At 58.9% G+C, this 24,016-nt stretch carries 19 protein-coding genes and 15 tRNA genes; 9 read left to right on the top strand and 25 right to left on the bottom strand.

Annotated features, from left to right (window positions below):
• The first annotated feature begins 268 nt into the window (after positions 1-268).
• The 5 genes from ACILSO_RS00655 (at position 269) to ACILSO_RS00675 (ending at position 5,599) form a co-directional block, all read left to right on the top strand.
• The gene (locus tag ACILSO_RS00655; RefSeq protein WP_395735431.1) at positions 269-1,051 is read left to right on the top strand and encodes an MBL fold metallo-hydrolase; all 783 of its coding nucleotides are present in this window, start codon (positions 269-271) and stop codon (positions 1,049-1,051) included.
• A gap of 7 nt (positions 1,052-1,058) precedes the next feature.
• Positions 1,059-2,621 carry a TIGR03790 family protein gene (locus tag ACILSO_RS00660; protein WP_395735432.1) on the top strand — a complete coding sequence of 521 codons (1,563 nt, stop codon included), beginning with the start codon at positions 1,059-1,061 and terminating at the stop codon, positions 2,619-2,621.
• Between the two features lie 88 nt (positions 2,622-2,709).
• The gene (locus ACILSO_RS00665) at positions 2,710-4,113 is read left to right on the top strand and encodes a PQQ-binding-like beta-propeller repeat protein (RefSeq protein WP_395735433.1); all 1,404 of its coding nucleotides are present in this window, start codon (positions 2,710-2,712) and stop codon (positions 4,111-4,113) included.
• The gene (locus ACILSO_RS00670; protein WP_395735434.1) at positions 4,113-4,766 is read left to right on the top strand and encodes a family 16 glycoside hydrolase; all 654 of its coding nucleotides are present in this window, start codon (positions 4,113-4,115) and stop codon (positions 4,764-4,766) included. The genes ACILSO_RS00665 and ACILSO_RS00670 overlap by 1 nt, the downstream gene beginning before the upstream one ends.
• 53 nt (positions 4,767-4,819) lie before the next feature.
• Complete coding sequence (locus tag ACILSO_RS00675) at positions 4,820-5,599, top strand: cyclic nucleotide-binding domain-containing protein (protein WP_395735435.1); 780 nt, start codon at positions 4,820-4,822, stop codon at positions 5,597-5,599.
• On the opposite strand, the gene ACILSO_RS00680 is transcribed toward ACILSO_RS00675, so the two are convergent.
• A complete protein-coding gene (locus ACILSO_RS00680; RefSeq protein ID WP_395735436.1) occupies positions 5,577-6,977 on the bottom strand; it encodes an enolase C-terminal domain-like protein in 1,401 nt (466 codons plus the stop codon). The two genes, ACILSO_RS00675 and ACILSO_RS00680, sit on opposite strands and share 23 nt — an antisense overlap.
• A 78-nt stretch (positions 6,978-7,055) precedes the next feature.
• Here ACILSO_RS00680 and ACILSO_RS00685 point away from each other — a divergent pair, with 78 nt between their 5' ends.
• Positions 7,056-7,841, top strand: a complete 786-nt coding sequence (locus ACILSO_RS00685) for an amidohydrolase family protein (RefSeq protein WP_395735437.1) — start codon at positions 7,056-7,058, stop codon at positions 7,839-7,841.
• A 3-nt stretch (positions 7,842-7,844) separates the two neighbouring features.
• Here the strand turns inward: ACILSO_RS00685 and ACILSO_RS00690 are convergent, their stop codons facing one another.
• Positions 7,845-8,240 carry a DUF4339 domain-containing protein gene (locus ACILSO_RS00690; protein WP_395735438.1) on the bottom strand — a complete coding sequence of 132 codons (396 nt, stop codon included), beginning with the start codon at positions 8,238-8,240 and terminating at the stop codon, positions 7,845-7,847.
• A 49-nt stretch (positions 8,241-8,289) separates the two neighbouring features.
• On the opposite strand from ACILSO_RS00690, the gene ACILSO_RS00695 reads away from it, so the two are divergent.
• Both ACILSO_RS00695 and ACILSO_RS00700 read left to right on the top strand, forming a co-directional pair.
• Entirely contained in the window at positions 8,290-9,105 is an 816-nt protein-coding gene (locus ACILSO_RS00695; RefSeq protein ID WP_395735439.1) for an amidohydrolase family protein, read from the top strand.
• A gap of 86 nt (positions 9,106-9,191) precedes the next feature.
• Complete coding sequence (locus ACILSO_RS00700) at positions 9,192-10,109, top strand: sugar phosphate isomerase/epimerase family protein (RefSeq protein ID WP_395735440.1); 918 nt, start codon at positions 9,192-9,194, stop codon at positions 10,107-10,109.
• 44 nt (positions 10,110-10,153) lie between these two features.
• Here the strand turns inward: ACILSO_RS00700 and ACILSO_RS00705 are convergent, their stop codons facing one another.
• The 17 genes from ACILSO_RS00705 to ACILSO_RS00785 form a co-directional block, all read right to left on the bottom strand.
• Complete coding sequence (locus ACILSO_RS00705) at positions 10,154-10,579, bottom strand: HNH endonuclease (protein ID WP_395735441.1); 426 nt, start codon at positions 10,577-10,579, stop codon at positions 10,154-10,156.
• Between the two features lie 293 nt (positions 10,580-10,872).
• The gene (locus tag ACILSO_RS00710; RefSeq protein WP_395735442.1) at positions 10,873-11,457 is read right to left on the bottom strand and encodes an HNH endonuclease; all 585 of its coding nucleotides are present in this window, start codon (positions 11,455-11,457) and stop codon (positions 10,873-10,875) included.
• A gap of 141 nt (positions 11,458-11,598) precedes the next feature.
• Positions 11,599-12,384, bottom strand: coding sequence for a nucleotidyltransferase domain-containing protein (locus ACILSO_RS00715; RefSeq protein WP_395735711.1), 786 nt, complete (start codon positions 12,382-12,384; stop codon positions 11,599-11,601).
• Between the two features lie 82 nt (positions 12,385-12,466).
• Positions 12,467-13,894 carry a TROVE domain-containing protein gene (locus tag ACILSO_RS00720; protein WP_395735443.1) on the bottom strand — a complete coding sequence of 476 codons (1,428 nt, stop codon included), beginning with the start codon at positions 13,892-13,894 and terminating at the stop codon, positions 12,467-12,469.
• A 627-nt stretch (positions 13,895-14,521) separates the two neighbouring features.
• The gene (locus tag ACILSO_RS00725; protein ID WP_395735444.1) at positions 14,522-15,334 is read right to left on the bottom strand and encodes a hypothetical protein; all 813 of its coding nucleotides are present in this window, start codon (positions 15,332-15,334) and stop codon (positions 14,522-14,524) included.
• A 200-nt stretch (positions 15,335-15,534) separates the two neighbouring features.
• A tRNA-OTHER gene (locus tag ACILSO_RS00730) sits at positions 15,535-15,609 on the bottom strand.
• 32 nt (positions 15,610-15,641) lie between these two features.
• On the bottom strand, positions 15,642-16,178 hold the full coding sequence (locus ACILSO_RS00735; RefSeq protein WP_395735445.1) for a GNAT family N-acetyltransferase: 537 nt from the start codon (positions 16,176-16,178) through the stop codon (positions 15,642-15,644).
• Positions 16,179-16,364: 186 nt separating this feature from the next.
• Positions 16,365-16,440: transfer RNA gene (locus ACILSO_RS00740), tRNA-Leu, on the bottom strand.
• A 936-nt stretch (positions 16,441-17,376) separates the two neighbouring features.
• Positions 17,377-17,453 (bottom strand) — tRNA-Glu (locus ACILSO_RS00745).
• Positions 17,454-17,563: 110 nt separating this feature from the next.
• Positions 17,564-17,639, bottom strand: a tRNA-Arg gene (locus ACILSO_RS00750).
• Positions 17,640-17,649: 10 nt separating this feature from the next.
• Positions 17,650-17,722, bottom strand: a tRNA-Arg gene (locus ACILSO_RS00755).
• Between the two features lie 10 nt (positions 17,723-17,732).
• A tRNA-Leu gene (locus tag ACILSO_RS00760) sits at positions 17,733-17,805 on the bottom strand.
• A gap of 6 nt (positions 17,806-17,811) precedes the next feature.
• Positions 17,812-17,886 (bottom strand) — tRNA-Leu (locus ACILSO_RS00765).
• 10 nt (positions 17,887-17,896) lie between these two features.
• Positions 17,897-17,972 (bottom strand) — tRNA-Gln (locus ACILSO_RS00770).
• 9 nt (positions 17,973-17,981) lie between these two features.
• A tRNA-Ile gene (locus ACILSO_RS00775) sits at positions 17,982-18,057 on the bottom strand.
• Positions 18,058-18,417: 360 nt separating this feature from the next.
• Positions 18,418-18,493 (bottom strand) — tRNA-Thr (locus ACILSO_RS00780).
• A gap of 11 nt (positions 18,494-18,504) precedes the next feature.
• Positions 18,505-18,578, bottom strand: a tRNA-Gly gene (locus ACILSO_RS00785).
• 344 nt (positions 18,579-18,922) lie between these two features.
• Between ACILSO_RS00785 and ACILSO_RS00790 the strand changes: the two genes are divergently transcribed.
• Positions 18,923-20,110, top strand: a complete 1,188-nt coding sequence (locus ACILSO_RS00790) for an MFS transporter (protein ID WP_395735446.1) — start codon at positions 18,923-18,925, stop codon at positions 20,108-20,110.
• A 186-nt stretch (positions 20,111-20,296) separates the two neighbouring features.
• Here the strand turns inward: ACILSO_RS00790 and ACILSO_RS00795 are convergent.
• The 6 genes from ACILSO_RS00795 to ACILSO_RS00820 all read right to left on the bottom strand — a co-directional run bounded on the left by ACILSO_RS00795 (position 20,297) and on the right by ACILSO_RS00820 (position 23,953).
• Positions 20,297-20,370, bottom strand: a tRNA-Asn gene (locus ACILSO_RS00795).
• Positions 20,371-20,378: 8 nt separating this feature from the next.
• Positions 20,379-20,453: transfer RNA gene (locus ACILSO_RS00800), tRNA-Ala, on the bottom strand.
• 10 nt (positions 20,454-20,463) lie between these two features.
• Positions 20,464-20,540 (bottom strand) — tRNA-Asp (locus ACILSO_RS00805).
• A 385-nt stretch (positions 20,541-20,925) separates the two neighbouring features.
• Positions 20,926-21,000 (bottom strand) — tRNA-Trp (locus tag ACILSO_RS00810).
• 918 nt (positions 21,001-21,918) lie between these two features.
• Positions 21,919-22,863 (bottom strand): metal ABC transporter substrate-binding protein, encoded by a 945-nt coding sequence (locus ACILSO_RS00815; protein WP_395735447.1) that lies wholly within the window; start codon positions 22,861-22,863, stop codon positions 21,919-21,921.
• Between the two features lie 52 nt (positions 22,864-22,915).
• Positions 22,916-23,953: an A/G-specific adenine glycosylase gene (locus ACILSO_RS00820; RefSeq protein WP_395735448.1), complete on the bottom strand. Its 1,038-nt coding sequence runs from the start codon at positions 23,951-23,953 to the stop codon at positions 22,916-22,918.
• Between the last annotated feature and the right edge of the window lie 63 nt (positions 23,954-24,016).

Genomic DNA, 24,016 nt, shown 5'->3' on the forward strand with positions numbered 1-24,016 from the left:
AACGGGTGTTCATGAGAAGACTGGTTTTGTGATATAGGCATAAGATGCACAAATGCACCTAAATGGCGCATCCATTAAAATTGAAGGACTTCTAAATTCGTCCTCGCCGTGCGTCCGTAATGATTGGTTCACTCATGGGGAAAGCAAAGTCTGCTTAATCAAGCGTCATAAACTCGAGGAAAACGCCGTTGCGAGCACAAAGAGTAGCATCTCCCCTGTGAAAGTTTCAATTCGTGGCTATCACTCGTAAGACCACTATTATCCTCCCATGTCCATGCAGCTCACCTTCCTCGGCACCGGTACGTCCGTCGGCATTCCGGTGATTGGCTGTGACTGTGCGGTGTGTCACAGCACCGACCCGAGGGACAAGCGGCTGCGTAGTTCGGTGCACATCCACACGCCGGAGGCGGCCTGGGTGGTGGACACGGGGCCAGATTTCCGCATGCAGTGCCTCCGCGAAAACATTCGCAGTCTGGACGCGGCTATATTCACGCATCCGCACATGGACCACCTCACCGGCTTTGATGACCTGCGCCGGTTCACTACTGAGGCCGATCATTTCCTGCCGGTTTATGGAACGCCGGAATGCCTGGCTGTGCTGGAGCGGATGTTCCTCTACGCTTTCAATGGAGAGAACCGTTACCGCGGTTATTTGAAGCCTTTCCCCAAACCGGTGCATGGCCCCTTCCATCTCGGAGAAACCAGGGTCTCACCCCTACCCGTTTTGCATGGGAAAGTGCACACAATCGGCTACCTCTTTGAGCGTGGCGGGAAAAAACTTTGCGCCTACATTCCAGACTGCAAGACCCTGGAGCCAGAGGCGCTGGATCTGCTGCAGGAAGTGGACACACTCATCATCGACGCCCTGCGCCATACCCCGCACCCCACCCATATGAGCTTTGAAGAAAGCCTGGCCGTGCACCGGGAGTTGCAGCCCCGCCAGACTTGGTTCACCCACATCCAATGCGAGATCATGCATGCCGTGGAGGAGCCGAAGCTGCCGCCCGGCGTAAAGATCGCCTACGACGGCCTGAAACTGGAATGGTCCTGATCCTGCAATGACTTCATTTCTCCGTCATTGCTGCATTGCACTTCTGGCGCTCACGCCCCTCCTCCAGGCTCAGCACCTGCCAGAATGGGACGCCGCATCTGAAACGGTGGTCGTTTTCAACCCCGATTTTCCCGGCTCCCCGGAGCTCGCCGCTTACTACGCTGCCAGGCGCCATATTCCAAAGGATCACCTCATCGGACTGCGCTGCTCGAAGGAGGACTCCATGTCCCGTGGTGAATTTGAAGCCCAGCTGCGCGGCCCGCTGCTGCAGCTGTTTGAGTCCAGACATTGGTGGTCCGCAGATTCGCCGCTCCAAAACAAAGCCAGGGCGGGCGGCGGCAGCCCCTCCACCATGGCCCCGCTCAACAAAGTCCGCGTTCTGGTGCTCATGCGTGGAGTTCCTTTTCAAATCCGCCGGGCGGCGCAAAAACCAAAGCAGTCGCAGGAGGATGAAGCCAGCGTTGACTCCGAACTCACCGCGCTCGGCCTCACCAGCCCGCCGATCCAAGGCGGCCTGCGCAATCCCTACTTTGACCAGCCGTCCCGCTTTCCCCATGCTCAAAACACGTCCGGATTGCTGATCGTGGGCAGGCTGGACGGCCCCGATGACGCCATGGTGAGGCGCATGGTTGACGATGCGATCGTTGCGGAGGACACCGGTCTGCTCGGCCGTGCAGTGATCGATCTCGCGCAAAAGTCAGGAGTGTATCAGGATGGCGAAGACTGGCTCAGGAGCAGCGCGGAGTCTTTCCGTAAAGCAGGCATTCCGGTGTTCTTGGACCGCTCCGCAGAATTGCTGCCGCCCGCATGGCCCCTGCCGGACACGATTCTCTATTTCGGCTGGTACACGGACCACATCTCAGGTGCGCTGGCTTCACCCACATTCCGCTTCAAACCGGGTGCGATCGCCTGCCACCTCCATTCGTTCAGCGCCAGCAGCATTCGCTCCCCGGACAAAGCCTGGGCCGGACCTTTGCTGTCTCATGGAGCCGCGGTCACTTTTGGAAATGTGCATGAGCCCTACCTCGCCCTCACACTGCACTTCGACATTTTCAACAGACGCCTCCTTGAAGGCTTCACCATTGGCGAAGCCGCGTGGAATGCCACCCCTGCCCTGTCTTGGATGAACATCGTTCTTGGAGATCCCTTGTATCGACCATTTGGGAAAGGCATCGGCACCAAGCTTGGCGAAGGCTCTGACCGTGACTACGCGCTTTACCAAGGCATGCTCCTGCGTCTGGCAGGTGAGCCGGACGGACACATCAAGGCAGCCCTCACGGATTTCGCGGAGAAACGCCAGAGACCGCGCCTCCTGGAACTCACCGCCTTGCTTGCAGCCCTCCAGTCCAAGCTCCCCCAGGCCCTCGACCTGCTCGAACACGCCGAATCCACGACCAAAGATGCCGCCGAACTGTTGCGTCTGAGGCTGTACCGTGCTGATTTGCTCCGCCGCAGTGAAAATGCGGGCTCCGCGCGCTCCCTGCTGCGCGAAGTGCTGAAAGACGCTCGTTTCAATGATCAGCCTGCGCGCGCTGCAGCCGACTCTCTGCTCAAGGACATGGGCGGCTGAAAAACTCTCTCGTCGAAAATAGGCAGACTGTGCTAAAAGCAGCCCCCACTCGCCCGTTTAGTTCACTCCACTTGTTCCCATCCCAATTATGAAGACTTTATCCACTGCCCTGCTTTCACTTTGCCTGACCCTCGCGGCCAGTGCTGAAATCCGCATCTGGAAGGATGCCTCCGGCACCCACGAGATCAAAGCTGAACTGGTCAGCGTGGCAGGTGGCAAAGTCACCTTGAAGCGTGAAAACGGCACCCTGCTCACCCTGGCTGTCACCTCACTCAGCAAGGCTGATCAGGCACTTCTGGCCGGCGGATCCGGTGGCGCGGCCCCCGGCGACTGGCCGCAATGGCGTGGTCCGGGCCGTGATGATGTCTCGAAGGAAACCGGCTTGCTCAAAAAGTGGCCCGCCGCCGGGCCCAAGCGTGATTGGGTGAGTCAGGAAGCCGGTCTCGGCTACTCCGGCTTCGCAGTGGTGGGTGGCAAACTCTACACCATGGGCCTCTTCGATGCCGAGGAAAAGCTTGTCTGCATCGACGCCGCCACGGGCAAGAAGCTCTGGGACGCACCTGTGGGACCCATTCTCAAAAACGGCTGGGGCGATGGTCCGCGCGCCACCCCCACTGTGGCCAACGGCATGGTGTATGCCACGAACGGCACGGGCGAAATCCTCTGTGCTGACGCTGCGACTGGAAAAGTCGTATGGACGAAGAGCATGACCAAGGATCTCGGCGGCAAAATTCAGGGCTGGGGTTACACAGAATCTCCTCTTGTGGACGGCGATCTCGTCATCGTTACGCCAGGGGGCTCGCAGGGAGCTGTTGCTGCTCTGGACGCCAAGACGGGCAAGGTCGAATGGCAGACCACCGATGTGACTGAGAACGCGCAGTACTCCTCTGTCATTCCGATCACCCAGGGAGGTGAACGCGAGTACGTGCAGCTGCTCATGAACAGCATCCTGGGCGTCTCCAAGAAGGGCAAAGTACTTTGGAAGACCGAATTCCCGGGCAAAACCGCCGTCATCCCGACCCCCATCTATAGCGATGGCCAGGTCTATGTGGCCGCCGGTTACGGTGTCGGCTGCAAATCGGTGAAAATCGACGGTAACAACGTCACTGAAGTCTATTCCAATACCAACATGGTCAACCACCATGGCGGCGTCATTCTCATCGATGGCCTGTTGTACGGCCACTCCGACAAGGGCGGCTGGACCTGCCAGGATTTCAAAACCGGCGAAATCGTCTGGCAGGACAAGGGCATCGGCAAAGGCGCTGTGACAAGTGCGGACGGCATGCTCTACTGCCTCAGTGAAAATGACGGCACGGTGGCCTTGGTGGAAGTCTCCAAGAAGGGCTGGAAGGAAGTCAGCAGCTTCAAACTTGAAGCAACCTCCTCTCAGCGCAATCCCAAGGGCAAGATCTGGACGCACCCCGTCATCAGCAACGGCAAGCTCTACCTCCGTGATCAGGAGTTCATCTCCTGCTACGATGTGAAAGGCTGATGAAGCGCGCCAACAAGCATCTAGGAGGCAGGGCCGCATGGCTCTGCCTCTTTTTTATGCTCACGCAGTGCGGCCCTCCCCGGCGCGGCGAATGGAAGCTGCTTTCGGACGAGTTTACCCCGGCCTGGAAAGCCGCGGAGATCCCTGAGGCAGGCAAGGTCTTGATTCAGGGCGGCGAGATTACACTCCAACCCGGCCAGCCGATGACCGGTGTACGGTTTGATGCGGAGAAATGGAAAGCCGCTGAAATGCCCAGGATGCGCTACAGCATCGAATATGAGGCCATGCGCGTGGAGGGGAACGACTTCTTCGGCACTGTGACCTTTCCTGTGAATGAGTCCCATGTCTCCCTTGTGGTAGGCGGCTGGGGTGGCACCCTCGTGGGCATTTCCAGCATCGACGAGATGGATGCCAGCGAGAACAACACCCGCGGCAATGGCTATTTTGAAAACAAGCGCTGGCACCAGGTGCGCATCGAAGTGCGCGACGACGAACTGAAAGCCTGGATCAATGGCAAGCTCTTCGTGAACACCAGCACCAAGGGCCACAAACTTGGCATGCGGGACGGCGAAATCGAGAAATGCACCCCGTTTGGATTTGCCAGTTATCTCTCGCAGTCACGCGTTCGCAATGTGGTGCTGCGACGGCTCTAAACGGGCCGACCTAAGGCTTGACCCCTGGCGGGCCACCCCATATTCTCAGGCCCATGGCAACCGAGCATTTTCAACGTGGACAGGTCATTTTCCGTGAAGGCGACAAGTCGAAAGAGGCTTACTTCATCGTCAGCGGCTTGGTCGAGATCTCCATCAACACCTCCCACGGTGTGCAGTCCCTCGCACAGATCGGCCCCGGAGAAATATTCGGTGAGATGGGCATGATCATGGACCGTCCGCGCTCCGCCACGGCCACGGCCATTGAGAACACCACGCTCGAAACCATCGTTGAGGAGGAGTTCGAGCAGCAGATCATTCAAAGACCTGACCGCCTGCACGTTTACCTGGCCACGCTTTTTGAACGTATCCGCAAAACCGACCTGCTCCTAACCACGACCACCAACGCCACCGTGCCACTGGTGACCAAGCCCAAGCCTGCCAAGGAGCCCGTCTTCCGCGTGAAGATTCGCTCGCACTACGAAGAGACCGGCCTGGACCATCCGCGCGTGGAAAAGACCATCACCAAGCTGCCCTTCCGCATCGGTCGCACGTATTTTGACACCGCGGTGTCATCCCTCGCGCGGAACGATCTCTCCATTGAGGAACCGCATCCGTATCAGCTCTCACGCAATCATTGCGAGATCGACTTCGAGCACGGCCATTTCGTTCTGCGCGACCGCGGCAGCAAACTTGGCTCCTGGGTCAATGGCGAGCATGTCTCCGTCGATGCCGGCTGCATCACCAGCCCGCTGAAGACCGGCGAAAACAAGATCATTCTCGGCAACGGCGACAGCCCGCACCGCTACACGCTCACGATTGAGGAACTGCAGTAAGCATACGCTTCACCTCGTCCGCACGATAGCCAAAGCCGGGGCCGCGCAGGGTGCTCAGGTCCACGATGCCATTGCGGCGCTGGAACAGGCCGGGGTGGATTTCCTGCTCAGGCAGTGAAGCATCAGGATAGAATTGCATGGCATTACACTCCACGCCCTGAATGGTGCCTGCATGGGCTGCGAGGCGGACATGCGGGACCATGGCGAGCATGGGATTGGTAAGATCCTGCACCATGAGGGGCATGCCGTGGGCTTTGGCCCAGCAGAGGCTGAGGAGCGCGCCGGTTTGTGTTTTGCAGGTCTTCAAAGCGACACCAGACCAGCCAAGGCGGCGGCCCAGGCGCACGAATTCCCAGTCGTGCGCGCTTTCATCCAGGAAGAGCGGTTTGCGCGCCGACACGCTGCGCACGTCGATCTGATGCGCTTCCAGATCATATGGGAAGGGCTGCTCCACATAGAGGGTGCGTGCGTAGATTTCCGGCTCGTCGCGCAGCAGCTTGTCGAGGATGTCGTTCACGTAGCCGGGTTCTTTGACAGTGCAGTTGAAGTCCGCGCTGAGCCACTTCACGCCATTGGCAAAGCCGATACGGCCAATGCGCTGCATGCGCTCATAATCCCACGCTGCATCGGTGCCGCGCAGCTTGACCTTGAGGCATTTCAGGCCGTCGCGCTGGATCCAGTCCGCCAGCAGCAGGGGGTGTTCGTCCTTGGGTTCGGTGCCGTTCAAATCGGAGGCTTCGAGAGCATCCACACCGCCGACAAGGTGCCACACGGGGAGTTGCTTTGGCGCATCCATCACCAGGTAGTCCTGCGGATAGCGTCCTTTGAAATCAATGCCGCTGCCCTCTTCCGGCGTGATGAAGGCGGAGAGATCGCGGTTCATGAATTCCGCGTTGTAGGTGGAGTAGATGTCGCGATTGTGCAGCACGCCATAGGCGTCATGAACGGCGATGTCGAAGGCGCTGAAGGCCACGAGCGAGCCGAGGTAAGGCATGGGATCTCCGCCTGCCGCTGCATTCGCCTCCTTCAGCGTCGCCGCCAGCGGGCCATGCATGAAGTCCGCGCCGATTTCCATCGGGTGGCCGGTGAAGCCGCTTTCCACGAGGCGCTTGGCCAGCAGCGTGGAAAAATCCTGCATGCGCTGCGCCCGCACCGCCACGCTCAGACTGCTGGGCCAGACCCAAGAGACACTGAGCGGTGTCTCGCCCCAGCCCTGGGCGGATTGACCGCTCCGGTCCTCCACCGTCACGTGCACACGCAGACAGACGGCGCTGGTCACGGTTTCGGGGCCGAACTTCAGCGGCACGCGCATCGTCACGGGGAGGAAATAAACTTCTGCGGCGGTGACGCGGACATCGGTGGGCTTGTGGTTGGACATGGGTGCAAAATGAAGCGCCTCTGCTGCCCCGCAAAGAAAACATTGCCGGGGTGCGCTGCTTCCGCTTCAATCCTCCACATGCGCATTTGGGATCTGCATTGTCACATGTCCGGCGTTCCCGGCCTCACGCCGGAGGAACGCCTCAAGGCCCTGCTCGTCTATGCCGACCGCATGGGCATTGAGCGCCTGTGCGTTTACATGGGCCTCAAGTGGTCCCAGGATCCCTCCCCGGCTGATCTGGTGCAGCAAAACAGCGAGGTGCTGCGCGCGATCGCCAAGTTTCCAGACCGGGCCTTTGGTTTTGTTTATGTCAGCGCCAAGCATCCTGAGGAAAGTCTGGCCGAACTGGAGCGCTGCGTGGCCAATGGCCCGATGGTGGGCGTGAAGCTCTGGGTGGCGGAAAAGTGCAGCGTGTCCGACATCGATGCCATCATCCGCCGTGCGGCCGAATTGAAAGCGGTGATTTTCCAGCACACCTGGTTCAAGACCAATGGCAACTACGTCGGCGAATCAACGCCTGACGATCTCGTGGCGCTGGCGAAGCGCTTTCCTGAGGTGCCCATCATCTGCGGCCATACCGGCGGCACCTGGGAGCTGGGCATCCGGGCCATTCGCGCCCAAACCAATCTCTATGCGGATCTCGCCGGCTCAGATCCCACGGCCGGCTTCACGGAAATGGCGGTGCGCGAGCTTGGCGTCGGGCGCGTGATCTACGGCAGTGACTGCGGGGGCCGCAGCTTTGCCAGCCAGCTGGCCAAGGTGCATGGCGCGGAGATCAGCGATGCCGACAAACAGAAGATCTTCTGCGACAACCTGCGCGGCCTGATGCTGCCGATCCTGAAGGCCAAAGGTATCAAGGCGTGAGGTTCAGTCTTTTTTCTTTTTCCCAAAGCCGAAGAGTCTCTTGAAGAACCCGCCGCTTTCTTTCGGTTCAGCGGCTTCCGTCGTCGGAGCATTCGGCCCAGACAAACGACGCGTGCCCGCACTGGTCGCCTTTGCTTTGCCTGCTGCCTTGGTCTCCGGCACCGGCCTGCCAGCGGGAGTGGGCAAGGCCGCCGCCCACCAGGCAGGCGACAGCACCGCGACCGATTGCCATGCCTCCAGCCCGGCATGCCAGACGAGGGAGTCCGAAGCCAGCTTGTTGGCACGCGCCAGCTCGGTCATGGCCTGGTCATCCATGGGACCTTCGGCGGCGCCAGCATTGTTGTAGTACCAGTTCATCGGGTTGTTCTTCAAGGCTACGCATCCGGCAAAATAGCGCAAGGCGGGAGGAAATGCTTTTCTATGCGGCCGAACCGTTCACACTGCCCGCATGAACCGCCGGACTTTCCTTCTGAGCTCCAGCGCCGCTCTCGCGGCCTCCACCTTGCAGGCAGAAGACAAGCCAAAGCTCACCGACTGCCACGTTTATCTTGGCTCATATCCTTTTCGCCAGTTCGGCGAATTCACGGCCCCGATGAGCCTGGGCAAACGCGGTGTCACGGAAGCCTGGGCCGGAGCCTTCGAGGGGCTGCTGCGCCGTGATGTGGCCAATGTGAACCGCGAGCTTGCCCAGGCCTGCCAGAGCCACCTCCTGCGCCCCTGCGGCACCATCAACCTCTCGCTGCCGGACTGGCAGGACGACGTCAAACGCTGCGCCCTGGTCCACGGCATGCGCGTCATCCGGCTTCACCCAAACTACCACGGCTACGATCTGAATACGCCCGCCTTTCGCGAACTGCTCGCCCTGGCCGTGAAGCACCGCCTCCTGGTGCAGCTCGTCGTCCAGATGGAGGACATCCGCACCCAAAACCCACGGGTGCAGGTGGCACCGGTCGATTTGAAACCTCTCCCCGCCATCATGCAGGAGATGAAAGAGGCTCGCCTCATGCTCCTCAACACCAACGCCACCATGCTGATGCGTCACCTGCAGGAGTGCCCGAATGTCTGGGTGGATTTCGCCATGATCGAAGGCGTGGGCGGCGTGGAAAATCTGCTCAAGACGTGGCCGGTGGAGCGCGTCGTCTTCGGCTCGTTCGCCCCCGTTTTCTACTGGGAGTCCGCCCGGCTGAAGATCCAGGAGTCCGCGCTGGATGCGGCGCAATCGGCCGCGGTGCTGTGGCAAAACGCCGCCGGTTTGCTGGCCTGAGGGGCTGCGTTTTGTCAAAGCCAAACCTTGCGCTCCAGCGCCCAGCATCCATCAATCTTGCCCACCCGTATCCCCTCCCCCAGACCATGATCAAACTTACCGGCATCGCAGACGAAGCAGGCGCATCTTTGGATGTGCAAATCCAGGCCCACCAGGAACTTGGCTGGGACAGCATCGAATCCCGCATCGTGGAACTCGACGGCGTGAAGGGAAACCTGCATGAGATCCCTGAGGCCACCTTTGACAAGGTCGTGGCCCGTCTGGCCGAGAAGAACATGAAGGTCAGCGGCTTCGGCTCTCTGATCGGTAACTGGGCCAAGAAGATCACCGATGACTTCAGCATCACCGAGGCGGAAATCGGCCGCGCCATTCCGCGCATGCAGCGCCTCGGCGCCAAGATGATCCGCGTCATGAGCTATGCCGTGTGCAAAGACGAAGGCGGCAAGGATGTGGAGGAGCAGTTTGCCCCCGAGCGCATCCGCCGCATGACGGAGATTAACAAACGCTTTGCCGACGCCGGCATCACCGTGCTCCATGAAAACTGCATGAACTGGGGCGGCATGAGCCCCACGTATGTGAAGCGCATGGCCGAGGCCGTCCCCGGCATGAAGTGGGTCTTTGACACCGGTAATCCCGTCTTCATCGACGACCGCGACAAGCCCGGCCACAAGCAGGATGCCTGGGAGATGTACCAGGCTGTGAAGCCCTTCATGGCTCATGTGCACGTGAAGGACGGCATCTGGGACAAGACGAAAAACGATGCCGTTTACACCTTCCCCGGCGAAGGCGAAGGCCAGACCGAGCGCATCATGAAGGATCTGGTGGAAACCGGCTACAACGGCTACATCAGCATCGAGCCACACGTGGCCGTCGTCTTCCACGGCGCAGGTGCAGCGGATGACCTTTCCCCTGAGCAGAAGGCCAAGGAGCAGTACGACAGCTACATCAAGTATGGCCGCATGCTTGAAGCCATACTGAAGAAGGTGGGCGCCAAGCTCTCCTGAGCCATCTGGTAACAGAAGAGGGACCTGAGGGTCCCTCTTTTAGTTTATACCTCAAACACTCCTGTCGCACCTGAGAGAAACATCTCCCAGTCGCGCACGCGGTGGTGGTTTTTGATGAGATGCGTCACGGGGATCTCACGTGGAATCGCCGGGCGTCGCAGAAGTTTCAGGCCGGCTTCTTCCGGCAGCTTGTTACCCTTGCGGCTGTTGACCTTGCGGTCCGCCAGCACGCAGTTTTCCCAGTTGCTGAGGCCTCCTCGAGAGACAGGAACGATGTGATCGATGTTCCCCTCATGCGGGCGCAGTTTGCGACCCGTGTACTGACACATGCCACCGTCGCGCTCCCAGATGGCCTTGGCGCAAAATTTGGGGCGACGTTTGGGCACTTTGTCAAAGCGGGCCAGCACCAGCACGGAAGGCACACGCACCGGCCCTTGAACGGTGCCGATGCTGTTGTCCCCTTCCCGCACTTCGAGTTGCTGCCATCATGCTGAAGGACTCCATGGGCGTTTTAGAGTCGATGGCCTGCCAGTGCCGATTCAGCACCAGTACGGTCGTTTTGGTCAACGTTTCATTCATGCACAGCTCCTGATTTGGAATTTCGGCACGAAGGAACTCACACTCGCGGTGTTCGTTCCTTGATGTTGGACCGCTATGCTGGCGAGTCTTGACCATTTGCCAAGTGCCAAGATTGCCTCCCTGCGCGGTTTCTCCGCCCCTATAGGCAAAAAGCCGCCGGGGTGGGGCACCCCGGCGGCAGTGGTTATTTGCCCAGAAACATCTCCCAGTCGCGCACCTGGTGCGTGTTGCGAATCAGGTTCGTGACGGGCAGTTCGCGCGGCACGGCTGGTTGTCGCAGCAGCTTCAGGCCGGCTTCTTCAGGCAGCTTGTTGCCTTTACGGCTGTTCACCCGCTTGTCCGCCAGCACGCAGTTCTCCCAGGACGTGGGTCCGCCACGGGAGAGCGGCACGATGTGGTCGATGTTCCCCTCGTGCGGGCGCAGCTTGCGACCGGTGTACTGGCACAGGCCGCCATCGCGCTCCCAGATGCCGCGCACGCCAAACTTGGGCCGTTTTTTCGGCACCTTGTCATAGCGGGCCAGCACCAGCACGGAGGGCACGCGCACCAGACCGTTCACGGTGCCGATGGAGTTGTCCCCTTCACGCACGGGAAGGGTGAGCCACTCCTTCCATGTCACCGGACGGATGTTTCCGTCTGTTTCGATGTCGAGAGCTGTCGCAGCGCCGGTGGCGATCATGCCAAAGGCCTCCAGCGGCGTTTTCACGCCGATGGCCTGCCAGTTGCGGTTGAGCACGAGGACGGTGGATTTGCTGAGGAGTTCGCTCATGGGATGCGGGATGGAGTTGGATGGTGTGCATGACATCCCGGCACGTACTTCCCGGCAGCGGTGTTCGTTCTTGAAGTGAAAATGGCAGCCTGGAAGGAGGAACGCTCCCTCCAGGCTGCGGGTGCAGGCATGCGTGCCCTGCTAGTTCTTCAGCGCGTAACGCCTGAAGAAGATGTCGAGTTCATCGAGATCGCCAAGGCTGTCCTCGGGATCGCCCAGCGCCTTGAGCCTCTGCAGCTCCGTGGTGATGAAGCGCGAGAGCACGGCATCAGGCGCGGACTTGCCGAGCTCTTTGCCTGCACGCTTGCGGGCCACGAGAGCTTCAAGCGCAAGGCGGACCTCGCGTTCCTCCAGCACGGCATCCACCAGCTCCTGAAAGAGCATGGGCACCTGGCCAAGCGAACGCTCGATCCAGCGGCAGGCCAGCAGCGGACGGAAGACATAGAGATACTTTTTCAGGCTGACCTGATCGCGTCCCTCCAAATAATCCTTCCAGTTGCCGTAGGCCATGTGCAGGTAGTGCGCAAAGCAGCGCCGCGGAGAATAAAACATCTCCGTCAGCTCTCCGAACTCGTGGGTAAAGACCGGGTCGTGATGATAGACCGTCGGCGACTTCATCCATTCGAGGAGCGGCGGATTGCTTTTGCGCAGAAGGCGAAGCGCCTTGCGCAGCTCCCAGCCGCTCACATCGAGTTCATCGCTCAGGGGCTGCTCGATCACATCGCGCCCCAGCTCGATGGACATGTACCATTCACGACGGTGCACGTACAGAAAGCGGACGTCGTAGTCGCTGTCCTGAGATTCGAAACCCCAGGCGCGGCTGCCGCTTTCGCAGGCATACAGCACACGGACGTTCTTTTCTTTTTCGAGACGGGTGAGCGCATGACGGACGCGCTCGGATACAGGGTCGGTTTTCAGGGGTGATATTCCTTTCTAGAGAGTGATGAGTGAAAATGAAAAGTGCGCCGCCCTGTGAAGGACGGCGCACGAGTGTGGGGCGCACACTTTCTTAAAGCTCCACGGCTTCGATCGTGCGGATCAGCGCGCCTGGGTCGGAGTCCAGCAGCTTCAGAGTCTCCAGTGTTTTGTCACTGAAGCCCGCCAGGCAGCAAACCTGGCGCTCTGGAAACTGCAGAGACCCGTAACCGTTCAGGTCAAAGCTGAACACTTTTGGATCGCAGCGGTGGCGCTCCTTCCAGCGGCGGAACGTGTCCACAGGCGTGTGGTGTCCCACCCAGCCCTGCATGTCAGAGAGGATGATGACACGGTCATACGCCCGGTCTGCGCACTGGAAGATGGAGTGAAAGTTGGTGCCGGCGGACTGCGCCTGGCCTTGCAGCCATGCGGCCAGCGAGAGCGTGCTGTCGCGCTTGTTTAGCGTGACGTATTTGGCGTCATTGCTGAAAAGCATGACATCCGCATCATTGGCCTTGAGCAGCGTCGCGGCAAAGAGCGAGCCGATTTGCAGCGGACGGCCGATCATGGATGCGGAGCCATCCAGCACGACGAGCGTGCGGCCACGGAAGGATGGCACGTTCGCGAGCGAGATGTCCACGGCATCGCTGAGGGCAGCCAGGGCATCGGCGGCACGGGGCAGGTTGCTGGCCTGCACAGCTTCGAGCGCTGTCTGGAAACGGAATGGCAGCACGAGCGATTTGCGGATGAGTTTTTCATCGCGCAGCATCGCCAGCGCCTCATTCACGGCTTCTGGAGCAGCTTCGAGCACATTGCGCAGGTTTCGCAGCAGGGCAAAGTAGCCCAGCTTCCGCGTGCGGATGAGTTCCGACCATGCCTCGCGTTTGAGCGAAGCGAGATCGTCGTCGTTCCGCGCCGCAGCACCGGCCTGAGTGAGCTTGGTTTCCCATGTCTCAGCGGCGGTCAGCGTGCCTTTGACAAGCTTTCCCAGCGCCTCCGTGGCAGGTGGGTGAACGAGGTTCACCACATCCACCAGCGAGAGCTCGGCGCGGTCCTTGCGGTATTTCGCGAGCTGATACTCGTCGAAGCGCGATAGCGCGCGGCCCAGCCCTTTTTTGAGCGAGTTCGGAATCGTTTTGCCATGCGCGCCCTGATAGCAGGCGAGGATCTCGATGGCGTCGTCTGGGCGGTGAACCACGCGGTCATAAAACCGCGCCGTCCACGACTGGCCCTTCACGCTTTTCGCCAGCTCGGCCGCCGTGAGGTGGCTCACACTGCGCATGCCAGCCTGCTTGCGGGCATAGAGCGCCGCCTTGGCCACAAAGACTTTGTCGTTCTGCGCAGCGATGAGTTCGCGCAGCCGGTTTGCCGTGGCATCAGCGCTGCGGTAGAACTCGTCCTTGAGCATGGACGTGAGCATGAGGGAGGCCAGCTCGAGCTTGGGCGTTTCGGTGAACGCCTCGCCACCCGCGAGGTTAAGCGTGTCGGCACGTGGGCGCTGTTTGAGGAAGTTGAATTTCATGGTGGTATCTGGGTCGTTGAATGCGGAGAAAGTTTGCCAGGGAAACGGCCCGTGATAAGCCGCCGGTGCCCTTGCGAGCAGACCGGCTCCCGAGGTAACCCCGGCATCGCTGCCGCATAAGGTGCTGGATTTCGGAAAAGGATTTGGGGAGAAAAGTGACCGAAGGGAAATCCAGCCACGAACATGGCCTGCACGTGGCTGGAATGCTCTTCCACAGAGCGTTTGCCCCTATTGGTGGAACAAGTCGGAGTTGAACCGGCGAAGTAACTTCAGTCTCACTGCCCCAAAAAGGTGTTCGCGGAGAAAACTAGACAGGCTCTAACTGAGGAGCCAGGAATCGAACCCGGATCCGGCTTGCGCCAGACCTCAACTCATGAGCACCGCACTTCAGTTTGTGTATGGAGCGAAGAAATCCTGTCTTCACTGCCGCGAAATTGGAAGAAAAGCAATCTGAGGAGAAAGCCGGCCAGGGCTTCACCCTGTCGCCAGGATGATGGGATTTGAACCCACGAGTTCCGGAGTATCCCCGGCCTCGCTGCCTCAGATGAAATTAAAAAGAAAAAGGGCGTGTGCGGCACACCGATGAGGCATGCCGCACACGCGAGTGGTTGAACGTGTCGGTTTGAATCAGTCAAGGAAAGCCAGGTAGCTGCGCGAAGGAGCAAGATGCTCCTCGTTCATCAATACCTGGTGCCAGTCCTGAAGCACGATGGTGGCATGGTCACCATGCCGGATCGCGCCGCGGGCAAACACGCCTGCATTGCGCCGTCTGGCATGCCAGATCCATTTCTTCGCATCAGGATTCCGGCGGACCAGTTGGGAATACTGAACCTCGGAGATGCCCTGTGGGTGCTCTCGGTTGACATAGACCAGTTCACCGCCGGTGCGGTAGAGCTGCTCCACGAGGTGCGGCTTGCTGCCGCGTCCACGGGAGATGGGCTCATGACGCAGGATGAGTCTGGGATCGACGGCCAGTGGTTTTTCCAATGGCAGGAAAAACCACTCACCCTGGCGGCGAAAGGCCGCGTTGTGTCGGGTGTTGGCCTGGCGGGCATTCAGGTTCTTGCGAGCCTGCGCCTCACGCACGGGAGCAGGTTTGAGCGCCTCCTTGGCCTGCACCACGGTGGATGCAGTGCCTGGAACGGCGGCGACAAACCATTCGCGCTCTTCGTGACCGCACAGAAAGCGGTCCTTGCGTTTGCTTCCCTCGCTTTTCACAAGGAGCAGCAGATGGCGGCTGTCCTCCTGCATATTCAGCAGGAAGAACTCCACCACCGCAAGGTTCGCATCATCGCCACGCAGGGCGAAGAACTGTCCGCGACGGTCATGTCCGATGTCGAGCGAGTATCCCGAAGAGACGCCCCGGCTGCGAACCGGAGCCTCCACACGAAGCCGTGCACCGATGGATTCAAACGCACGTTCGAGATGTTCGAGTTTCATAGAGAACGATCGAATCATCATCCGTGCGATCTGCCCGCTAACGGGCACGCTGGACGGATGTGACAGCGATCTTTCAGACAAGAATGTCGCCGGTGGAAAGATGCACCGGCTGGCTGGTATGTGTTTTCATAGGATTGTATGGGGTTGAAATGGGAAGATGCGGAGAAAAGTGAGAAGAGCTTTTGAACAGCCGGTTTCCCAGCTGCTTAGGCAGGACTCGAACCTGCTGCCACTTGTGTAAAAACAAGTGCTCTACCGATGAGCTACGAAGGAGCTCCGCTCTCGCTGCCGCAAAGGGGTGGAGGCATCACTCTTCGCGCACGAGCGCATAGAGTCTGCCATCGTGAAACTGGCCATCCCGATGATAAGCGAGCCGTAGAAGCGGTGCCTCGACGACGAAGCCGCTTTTCTCCAGCACGCGGGCGGAGCCGACATTCGGCGCAAAGATGGGGGCAGTGATGCGCCTCACGCCAAACTCACAAAAGCCACGCTCGGCGACGGCTTTGACCACCGCAGTCATGATGCCGCGCCCCCAGTGAGATTTGGCCAGCCAGTAACCGATTTCGGAAACGTGCTGCTTGCCCGCGCTTCCGGCATGGAGTTCGACGGCACCGATCATGCGCCCGGAGGATTCCCGTATGGCCCAGATCGTTTCGCAACCGTTCCGTTGCACATCATCCGCGATGATGGCGATCCACTCATGGGCCATCGCCAAGGTATAAGGATGGGGAATGAGCAGAGTGTAACGGCTGACCTCGTGGTCTTGCAGATGGGCATTGATGTCTTCAGCGTCTGCCATCGTAATGGCGCTGAGATGAATGTCGGGCGTGATGGCGATGCTCATGGTGAGTGGTTGAGTTGATGAAAAATGGTCGCCCGTGAAGGTGCTGCCCCCTCTATTTCTGGATGTAAGCCAGACGTGATGCTGTTTCACCAACAGGCGTATAAATGGTGGTCGGTCCACAGGGACATGCACCCTGCTATGCCGGTTAAAAGCCGGCTGCTTCGCTGTCTAAGCTTTGGACCGAAATGGTGCTCACAGCGGGATTCGCACCCGCACTAGCGACGTTCTCGACGTCGTGCCTCTGCTGTTGGGCTACATGAGCTTTTGAAATTTGAACGCGGTCCCGGCATGCAGACCGCGAGTTTTGAAAATGGAATGCGAGGGCTGAGACTACACCTCGCGTGCTGCTCCGTTGGAGCCATTATCCAGGGGTTTGCGGCCCCTGGTTCGGCTCGTATCCACCCCGCCGAGCGAGGTCGAACAGCATAGCTGCCTTTTTTAAAGTGTGGCTTCTCACTTGTCGCGTGACGACTGTCGGCGCTGCACCTACCACCGACCTTTCGGCCGTGCAGGGGAGCTACCCCTTATGTGCGGATTCACACCGACATCTCCAGGCTTGCGGCCCTCGGATGCCTCCATTGCCCCGTGGGGCTGGAGGATTGAGCTATTTCACTCGTCACGCCGGACACCTCTTTGCGTTTTTGCTGATTCTTAGTCAGATGCTTCTCGCGAAGCTGCATACCTGCGACGATGTGGATGTCCGGTGGTTGTCGCCGCCTTTTGGGCTGCGAAATGCCACACATCGTCTGCCTTTCACCTGTCGGTTACTCAACGGAATCTCAAGACAACGTCCGTGTTTGCACACGTCCGCCACCTCTTGCTCTGCGCCATCACCCTTGCCGACAAGGCTCGGATGTTTCTGGCACTACCCTTGACTTTATGGATCGCAGTCTGGTTGGTCGTGAGGCCGGCACCACCCGCTGCTCTCCGGCGGCTGATGTTCCCCGTTTCCGGGCATCTAAACCGCCGTTTTTTCCACGACGCACTGCTTTCCCAAAACGACCACGGCCTTTCGGGGCCATGATCGCCCGCTTTCGCGGGAAGCCTGGGCTTGCATGGGCTGTCCGTGATCCCTCACGGCGCGAAGGTTATCAGGCACCTTCGCCTCTGACCGGCTCACGCCGGCTGTCGGGGCCATGCCCCCATCGGTTTTAGAGTTTCCTCACGGCACCGACGCGCCGTTGGTTAAAATTGAAATTGGCAACCCTGGCGGGATTTGAACCCGCAATAACCCGATAGAAAGTCGGGTGCCTTGGCCAGTTAGACGACAGGGTCATTGAAAGATGGCGGAACGCCGAGGACATGCTCCTCATGCCGCGCAATGGCGGCACGATCTCGTTAGCACCGAGTCCCGGCTCGCTGGTCCGGTTGGCGTTCCTTTTGAATGGTACTCCTGGCAGGACTTGCACCCGCAACCTCCGCGTTCGAAGCGCGGCGCTCTGTCGGTTGAGCTACAAGAGTCTCGGAAAAGTGTCTCCGGCAGGATTCGCACCTGCGGCCTGCTGATTCGTAATCAGCCACTCTTTCTGCTGAGCTACGGAGACATAAATGGCGTGCCCTCGGTGGGAGTCGCACCCACACTGCGCCACTTTTGAGGTGGCCGTCTCTGCTGTTGGACTACAAGGGCATAAAATGGTACCCATGGCAGGACTCGCACCTGCACTGGACCGCTTCTGAGACGGTTGTCTCTGCATTGGACTACATGGGCATGTAAAAACTGGAAGCCTCGGGTGGGTTTGCACCACCAACCCTCCGCTTCAAAGGCGGATGCTCTGCTGATTGAGCTACAAGGCTGTTTTGAAATGGTCGGTCCGGCTGGAATTGCACCAGCATCTTCCGGGTTATGAGCCCGACGCTCTGACTGTTAAGCTACAGACCAATTGATGAAGATGGTCGGATACCCCGGTGCTGCCCCGGGCTTGTCTTGGTCCCAAACCAAGCGAGTTCGCTGGCTCTCTCGTATCCGATGAAATGAAATGGACGTGCGCCCCAGGCTCGCACTGGGTAATTCGGTTTTGCGGACCGCTGACTCGGCTCTTTGTCTTGCGCACGAATGAAGAAAATGGTCGGATACCCCGGTGCTGCCCCGGGCTACTCTTGCTTCCAAGGCAAGCGAGTGCTGCTGGCTCTCTCGTATCCGATCTAAAAAATGGTTCCCTCAGCCGGATCTGCCCCGGCACCGCTTCGTCCACAACGAAGAATGCTGCTGTTACACTATGAAGGGAGTGTTGAAATGGAATGGATCCTCCGGTGAGATTCGCGCTCACATGGTCCTGTTTACGAAACGGGTGCCTTTCTAGGTCGGCCACGGAGGAGTTTTGGAAAGTGGTGCGGTCAGTCGGACTCGCACCGACGTTTCAGCCTTGGCATAGCCGTGTCCTGCTGCTGGACGATGACCACATTGAATCTGGTGCGGCATGTCGGTGCTGCCCCGACGCGCCCTGCTTGGAAGGCAGGCATGCTTGCTGTTACATCAATGCCACATTCAAAAAAGAAATGGTCGCTGGAGTTGGTAGCGCGCCAACCTGTGCGGATCTTCAACCCGCCGCTCATCTGTCTAAGCCATCCAGCGTTAATAGAATTAAAAAATGGTCCCTCGGCGTGGTGACGCTCCACGGTCTGCCGGTTATCGACCGGCTGCTCTGCTGTTGAGCTACAGAGGGATGAAAAGAGGTGAGTGCGAGTTGCTGCACGCAAGGCAGCGGCGACAAACGTAGGTTCTGCATCAGACTTCCGGGTCAAAAATGCAGGCCTCCAATTCTCCAACGATTTTCCGCCGCCTCCTGCTGGTGACTGCCTATCTGGGCTTCATCAGTCTGGGGCTGCCGGACACGCTCATCGGAGTGGCCTGGCCGTCTGTACGAGCTTTCTTCGGCAGGCAGCAGAGCGAGATCGCGTGGATTTTCTTTGGCGCGGGGGCCAGCTACTTTGTTTCCGGTTTGCTCACGGGAAAACTGCTCAAGTCGTTTGGCATCGGCATACTGCTGGCGGGCAGCAGCCTGCTGGTGACAGCGAGTGCTTTGGGTTATGCCGTCGCACCGATATGGATCTTGTTTGCGGCCTGTGCACTGCTGCACGGCCTTGGCTCAGGGGCGATCGATGCCGGACTGAACCATTATGTGGCGAATCATTTTTCGGCTCGGCACATGAACTGGCTGCATGCGTGCTACGGCATCGGTGCCACACTGGGGCCGCTGATCATGACCTCGATGCTGGTTTCGCTGGGATCATGGCGGGCGGGTTATGCGGCTGTGGGTGGGCTGCTGCTGTTGCTAACAGGCCTCTTTATCTACACCCGAAAGCTTTGGGACATTCCGGGTGAAACCACGAGCACGACTTCTGAAACGGAAGATTCCGTGAGCATGCTTGGAGCATTGCAGCACGCCGGCGTTTGGGCGCATGTGCTGCTCTTTTTCATCTACACCGGCCTCGAAGTGACGGTCGGTCAGTGGAGCTTTACAGTGATGACGGAGGCACGCGGCATGAACAAGGAAGCCGCTGGAATGTGGGTCACGATTTACTGGGCCAGCCTCGCCACGGGTCGTGTGGTCTTTGGTTTTATCGTTGAGCGACTTGGCATCGACCGGCTTCTGCGTCTGAGCATGCTGGCAGCGCTGATCGGCACGGGATTGTTTACAGCCAACTTGCCTTTCTCCGTAGGCGCACTTGCCTTGGTGGGACTTGGACTGGCTTCCATTTATCCGTGCCTGATGACGCGGACGCCGCAGCGGCTGGGCAAAGCGCGCGCAGCGCATGCCATCGGTTTTCAAGTCAGCGCAGCCATGATCGGCGCGGCTCTTTTTCCGAGCGTCTGCGGCTGGCTGGCTCAGTCACGTGGACTGGAAGCAGTGACATTAGCCACGGTGGCCATGTCTGCTGCGCTGCTGTTGATCCATGAGGCGCTCCTGCGTTTGGATCGTAGTCTTTCATAAGTGGCGGAGCACCAGAGAATCGCACTCTGGACGCCCTTAGAGGGCGCAGCGGTTTTCGAGACCGTTTCCTCGTCTGTGCCGGACGTGCTCCTTATTAAAGATGGTGCCCACACCAGGAGTCGCACCTGGAACCACGGCCGTTAGAAGCGACGTATGCAATTCTGTTACACCTTGCGGGCAATAAATTGGCTCCTCAGGTTGGATTCGCACCAACGCAGCCGCTTTAACAGAGCGGCATCCTACTGCTAGATCACCGAGGATTCTAAAATGGTGGAGCCGGACGGTAACGCTCCGTCTCTTGCTGGGTGCAAACCAGCCGTGCTGTCTTCTACACTACGGTCCCATGAAAAAATTGGCGGTCCGTGCGGGCTTTGCTCCCGCGACCCTCCGCTCGACAAGCGGGCGCTCTACTGGACTGAGCTAACGGACCTCTATTAAAAGTGGTGGAGCCGGACGGTAATGCTCCGTCGCTTGCTGGGTGCCACCCAGCCGTGCAGTCTTCTACACTACGGTCCCATGAAATTGGACGCAGGGGATGGAGTTGCACCAACCGAGACAGGCTTATGAAACCCGTCAGAGCACTGGCTCTCCCTGCATTTTGAATGAAAAAGGAAACACCCACGAGGGACACAGGAACCGCCACGGTGGGCCGAGAACGGCATTTGAAACTGCTGCCGTGCGCCCCGTGTTTCGTGGGCATGAATGAATGGTGCGGCGTCACGGTAATGCTCCGTGGGGGCCTTGTGAGCACTGGGGTTACAGTCCAGGTCGCCTCTTTAACGATCTACCGCCGCGTTCTTTGAATTGGAAAAAAATGGCACGGCGGGTGGGTACTGCCCCCACATCTTCGGGTTTTGGAGACCCGTGCATTGCTTGTCTGCCACCGCCGTATCTTATTCGAGAATCATCAAGTTCTGCCATTCAAGGACACGGAGTCGGCCGATCACCACTCTCTCCCACAGAGTATCACACCACTTTTGCCGTGCTCCGTGCCCTTGAATGGCAGATCAGCCTCATTGTGTGAGGTGATCTGCCAAATAAAGAACGAACACCGCTGCCACGCACGGGATGGAGTGTTGGTCACTCGATCGCTGGCGTCGCACCCGCAGGTATTTCACGGCGGATGTTTCGGTGTTTATGGCACACCTCCCAGGGAAGCCGTTTCATGATGTCAAAAAGGGACAAGAAATCCCCGTATTCCTCGCCTAGACGTAGGAATATTGCGTATTTGAAGACTGCTTCAGTTGACATTCGGTAGGAGGGGTGCGAACCTGTTCTCAGGTCTGCTTCTTGCGTATCTAAACGACTCCTCCCGGAGTCAGCTTGGCTGGCCTTGCCCCGGTGTCCGTTAGCGCGGATGCCGGGGTTTTTCGTGCTATGGGGGGTGCGGTCAGGCGACCGCGGGTTCAATCAATGATTTGAAAAATGGGGTGGTTGGTTCGGTTCGATACAAAAGAAAAAGCCCTGCTGCCTTGGAGTGGGCGAGCAGGGCTTCCTTCGGAAACTTGGCCTCTGGGACCTAATGGGGCTTCAAAGCACCCTGCTCGTCATATCTCTTTGTCGGGAGACTCCAATCTTGCTGTGCCACATAGGCGGGCATAAAACCACGACCCAGTCTCACACACAAAATCTCTCCCCCACGCGCTATCAGCAGCGCGGATGAGTTAAGATGTGTCTGGTTGGTTTTCATGGCTTGTGTTGAAGGTAACGAATGATGACACGGCTTTATTGGGCCGTCAACAAAGATTCTATATTTTTCTTATGCAGCCGATCTTCACCGGCGATTTCATCCCTAAAACTAAATCAGCTTAGCGAAAAGCGTTCTCCATAGCTTCGACGTTCGTCTTCATTACACTCATGAAGTCTCCGCTTGCTGGCACATTGCCACAAGGATCAAACACCACGCTCTGGATTCCAATGGAGGCCAGTTTGTCCACGTTCGCCTTGCTCGGCTCCCCTTCCCAGATCATCCAGCGCGCCCGGTGATTCGCGAGAACTCCGCGGAGATCATTCAGCGCTGTGTCATCGACTGCTGTTTCAGGCTCCCAAAGGACGGATTTGATGTTCAAGCCATAACGTCGCGCCATGTAATGATAGACCGGATGCGAGGCTACCAGCGGATACTGCACCAAACGACGGCCAACTGCCGTCATGCGCGCATCGAGCGCATCCAGTTCACCCTTTAAAGCCTGTGTATTCTTGGTTATGGACTCCTGGGCGGATGGCACCAGTTTGATCAGCGCTTCACTCACAGCCTGTGCCTGCATGGAGGCCTGGTTGAAAGCGATCCATGTAGTGAAAGCGGTGCCGCTATGGCTGTGCTCGCCGCCCGGGCCGTGGCTGTGTGTCGTAGCGTCTCGCACTTCGATAAAGCCCGAGGAAAATGCGGCGGAAGTGTCCACCACCTTCGACTCTGGCAGCGTCACTTTGTCCGCCCACTTCGAGTAATTGGCACCATTCATGAGAATGAGATCCGCATTTTGAAAGGCGGTAATGGCCGCTTCATCCGGCTGCCAGAAGGCTGGATCTTCACCTTTAGGAGCGAGAAACCGCACATCAACGGCATCTCCCGCGATGCGCTGTGCAAAGTACTGCAGCGGATAGTTCGCCACCAGCACCTGAGGCTTGCCAGACTTCGCCGCAGCAGGGGAGGCCGGACTTTCAGCGGCTTTTTCAGCAGGGGCCGGAGCAGAGGGCTTGCAACCCGCAAGGACAATGGCGAGGCAGGAAAAAAGAAGAGTGCGCGTTTTCATGAGGGATTAGGACATTTGTTAGGTCATGTGCGATCAATGGCAAATTCACTTTTCAGTCACCGAGCCGGAACTCACCGCGCTGCAGAAGGTCACGCAACGCTTTACGATACGGTGCCGGCATCGGTGTGGACTCAAGTTCGGAAAAAGGGATCACCCGGTGCGTATCAGGCCACGCCCCTTTCTGTTCATGCGGTTCATGCACCCAAAGTGTGACCTTGTAGCGAGTGATTCCGTAATGCATGCGCAGCAGCACCGGCGGCGGTTGGTCCACATATGCTTTATGAAGCTCGGGCAGCTTCCACAATCCGGTGCGACGTCTGCCGGTTTCCAGCTCCAGCAACACCCCTTCCGAGGTGCGCAGAAAAATGACGCGCTCTGTGACGGCCGTGATCTCCTGACGGGATTGTTTGACAGGCAGCGCTTCGGGATCTTTGGCACGGCAATGCGAGCGCACCGGACAGAGATCACACGCAGGTTTCGTCGGCGTACAATGGGTCTGGCCGAGCTCCATCAGGGCCGAATTCAGCGCACGAGGATTCTCCGTCGTCTGCACCAGGGCTTTCGAGCGTTCCCACAACAGTTTGGACCCTGCGGTGGAGTCGACCGGGGTCGCATCGTTGTAGAGGCGGGAGAGCACTCGCGCGATGTTCCCATCCACAATGGGTTCCGCGAGACCAAAAGCAAAGCTTGCCACCGCCCCAGCCGTATACGGCCCTACGCCAGGCAGCGCGAGAATGGCAGCTGGCTCGCGTGGAAACTCCCCGCCGTGGCGCTCCATAACCTCTCGTGCCAGTTTTTGCAGGTTTCGTGCGCGCCTGTAGTAGCCCAGCCCCTCCCAGGCTTTGAGCACTTCATCTTCACGGGCGGCGGCCAGCGCCTTGAAGTCAGGGAATCTCTCCAGCCATCGCGAGTAAAACCCCCGGTCCAGCACTGTCGCGATCTGCGTCTGCTGCAGCATCACTTCCGAAACGAGGACAGCATAAGGATCATGCGTGCGGCGCCAAGGGTAGTCACGTGCGTTGTTGCCAAACCAGTTCACCAGTTCCTCGGCTATGGCGTGGAGGTCGGGCTTGGTGGCTGGGGAGGGCATCGTAAAATCAATATATGAACGAAGCTGCGCGGAGAAGCTGTGTATTTTTCATGAAGCTTTCGC

Origin of the sequence: Prosthecobacter sp. (genome assembly GCF_044226605.1) — a bacterium.
Lineage (GTDB): Bacteria > Verrucomicrobiota > Verrucomicrobiia > Verrucomicrobiales > Verrucomicrobiaceae > Prosthecobacter.

Coding starts and splice junctions, on each gene's coding strand:
- ACILSO_RS00725 (WP_395735444.1), bottom strand. CDS start 15,334: ATGAAACTCGAACATCTCGAACGTGCGTTTGAATCCATCGGTGCACGG.
- ACILSO_RS00680 (WP_395735436.1), bottom strand. CDS start 6,977: ATGTCCAACCACAAGCCCACCGATGTCCGCGTCACCGCCGCAGAAGTT.
- ACILSO_RS00735 (WP_395735445.1), bottom strand. CDS start 16,178: ATGAGCATCGCCATCACGCCCGACATTCATCTCAGCGCCATTACGATG.
- ACILSO_RS00655 (WP_395735431.1), top strand. CDS start 269: ATGTCCATGCAGCTCACCTTCCTCGGCACCGGTACGTCCGTCGGCATT.
- ACILSO_RS00660 (WP_395735432.1), top strand. CDS start 1,059: ATGACTTCATTTCTCCGTCATTGCTGCATTGCACTTCTGGCGCTCACG.
- ACILSO_RS00815 (WP_395735447.1), bottom strand. CDS start 22,863: ATGAAAACGCGCACTCTTCTTTTTTCCTGCCTCGCCATTGTCCTTGCG.
- ACILSO_RS00675 (WP_395735435.1), top strand. CDS start 4,820: ATGGCAACCGAGCATTTTCAACGTGGACAGGTCATTTTCCGTGAAGGC.
- ACILSO_RS00720 (WP_395735443.1), bottom strand. CDS start 13,894: ATGAAATTCAACTTCCTCAAACAGCGCCCACGTGCCGACACGCTTAAC.
- ACILSO_RS00670 (WP_395735434.1), top strand. CDS start 4,113: ATGAAGCGCGCCAACAAGCATCTAGGAGGCAGGGCCGCATGGCTCTGC.
- ACILSO_RS00665 (WP_395735433.1), top strand. CDS start 2,710: ATGAAGACTTTATCCACTGCCCTGCTTTCACTTTGCCTGACCCTCGCG.
- ACILSO_RS00695 (WP_395735439.1), top strand. CDS start 8,290: ATGAACCGCCGGACTTTCCTTCTGAGCTCCAGCGCCGCTCTCGCGGCC.
- ACILSO_RS00685 (WP_395735437.1), top strand. CDS start 7,056: ATGCGCATTTGGGATCTGCATTGTCACATGTCCGGCGTTCCCGGCCTC.
- ACILSO_RS00710 (WP_395735442.1), bottom strand. CDS start 11,457: ATGAGCGAACTCCTCAGCAAATCCACCGTCCTCGTGCTCAACCGCAAC.
- ACILSO_RS00700 (WP_395735440.1), top strand. CDS start 9,192: ATGATCAAACTTACCGGCATCGCAGACGAAGCAGGCGCATCTTTGGAT.
- ACILSO_RS00790 (WP_395735446.1), top strand. CDS start 18,923: ATGCAGGCCTCCAATTCTCCAACGATTTTCCGCCGCCTCCTGCTGGTG.
- ACILSO_RS00820 (WP_395735448.1), bottom strand. CDS start 23,953: ATGCCCTCCCCAGCCACCAAGCCCGACCTCCACGCCATAGCCGAGGAA.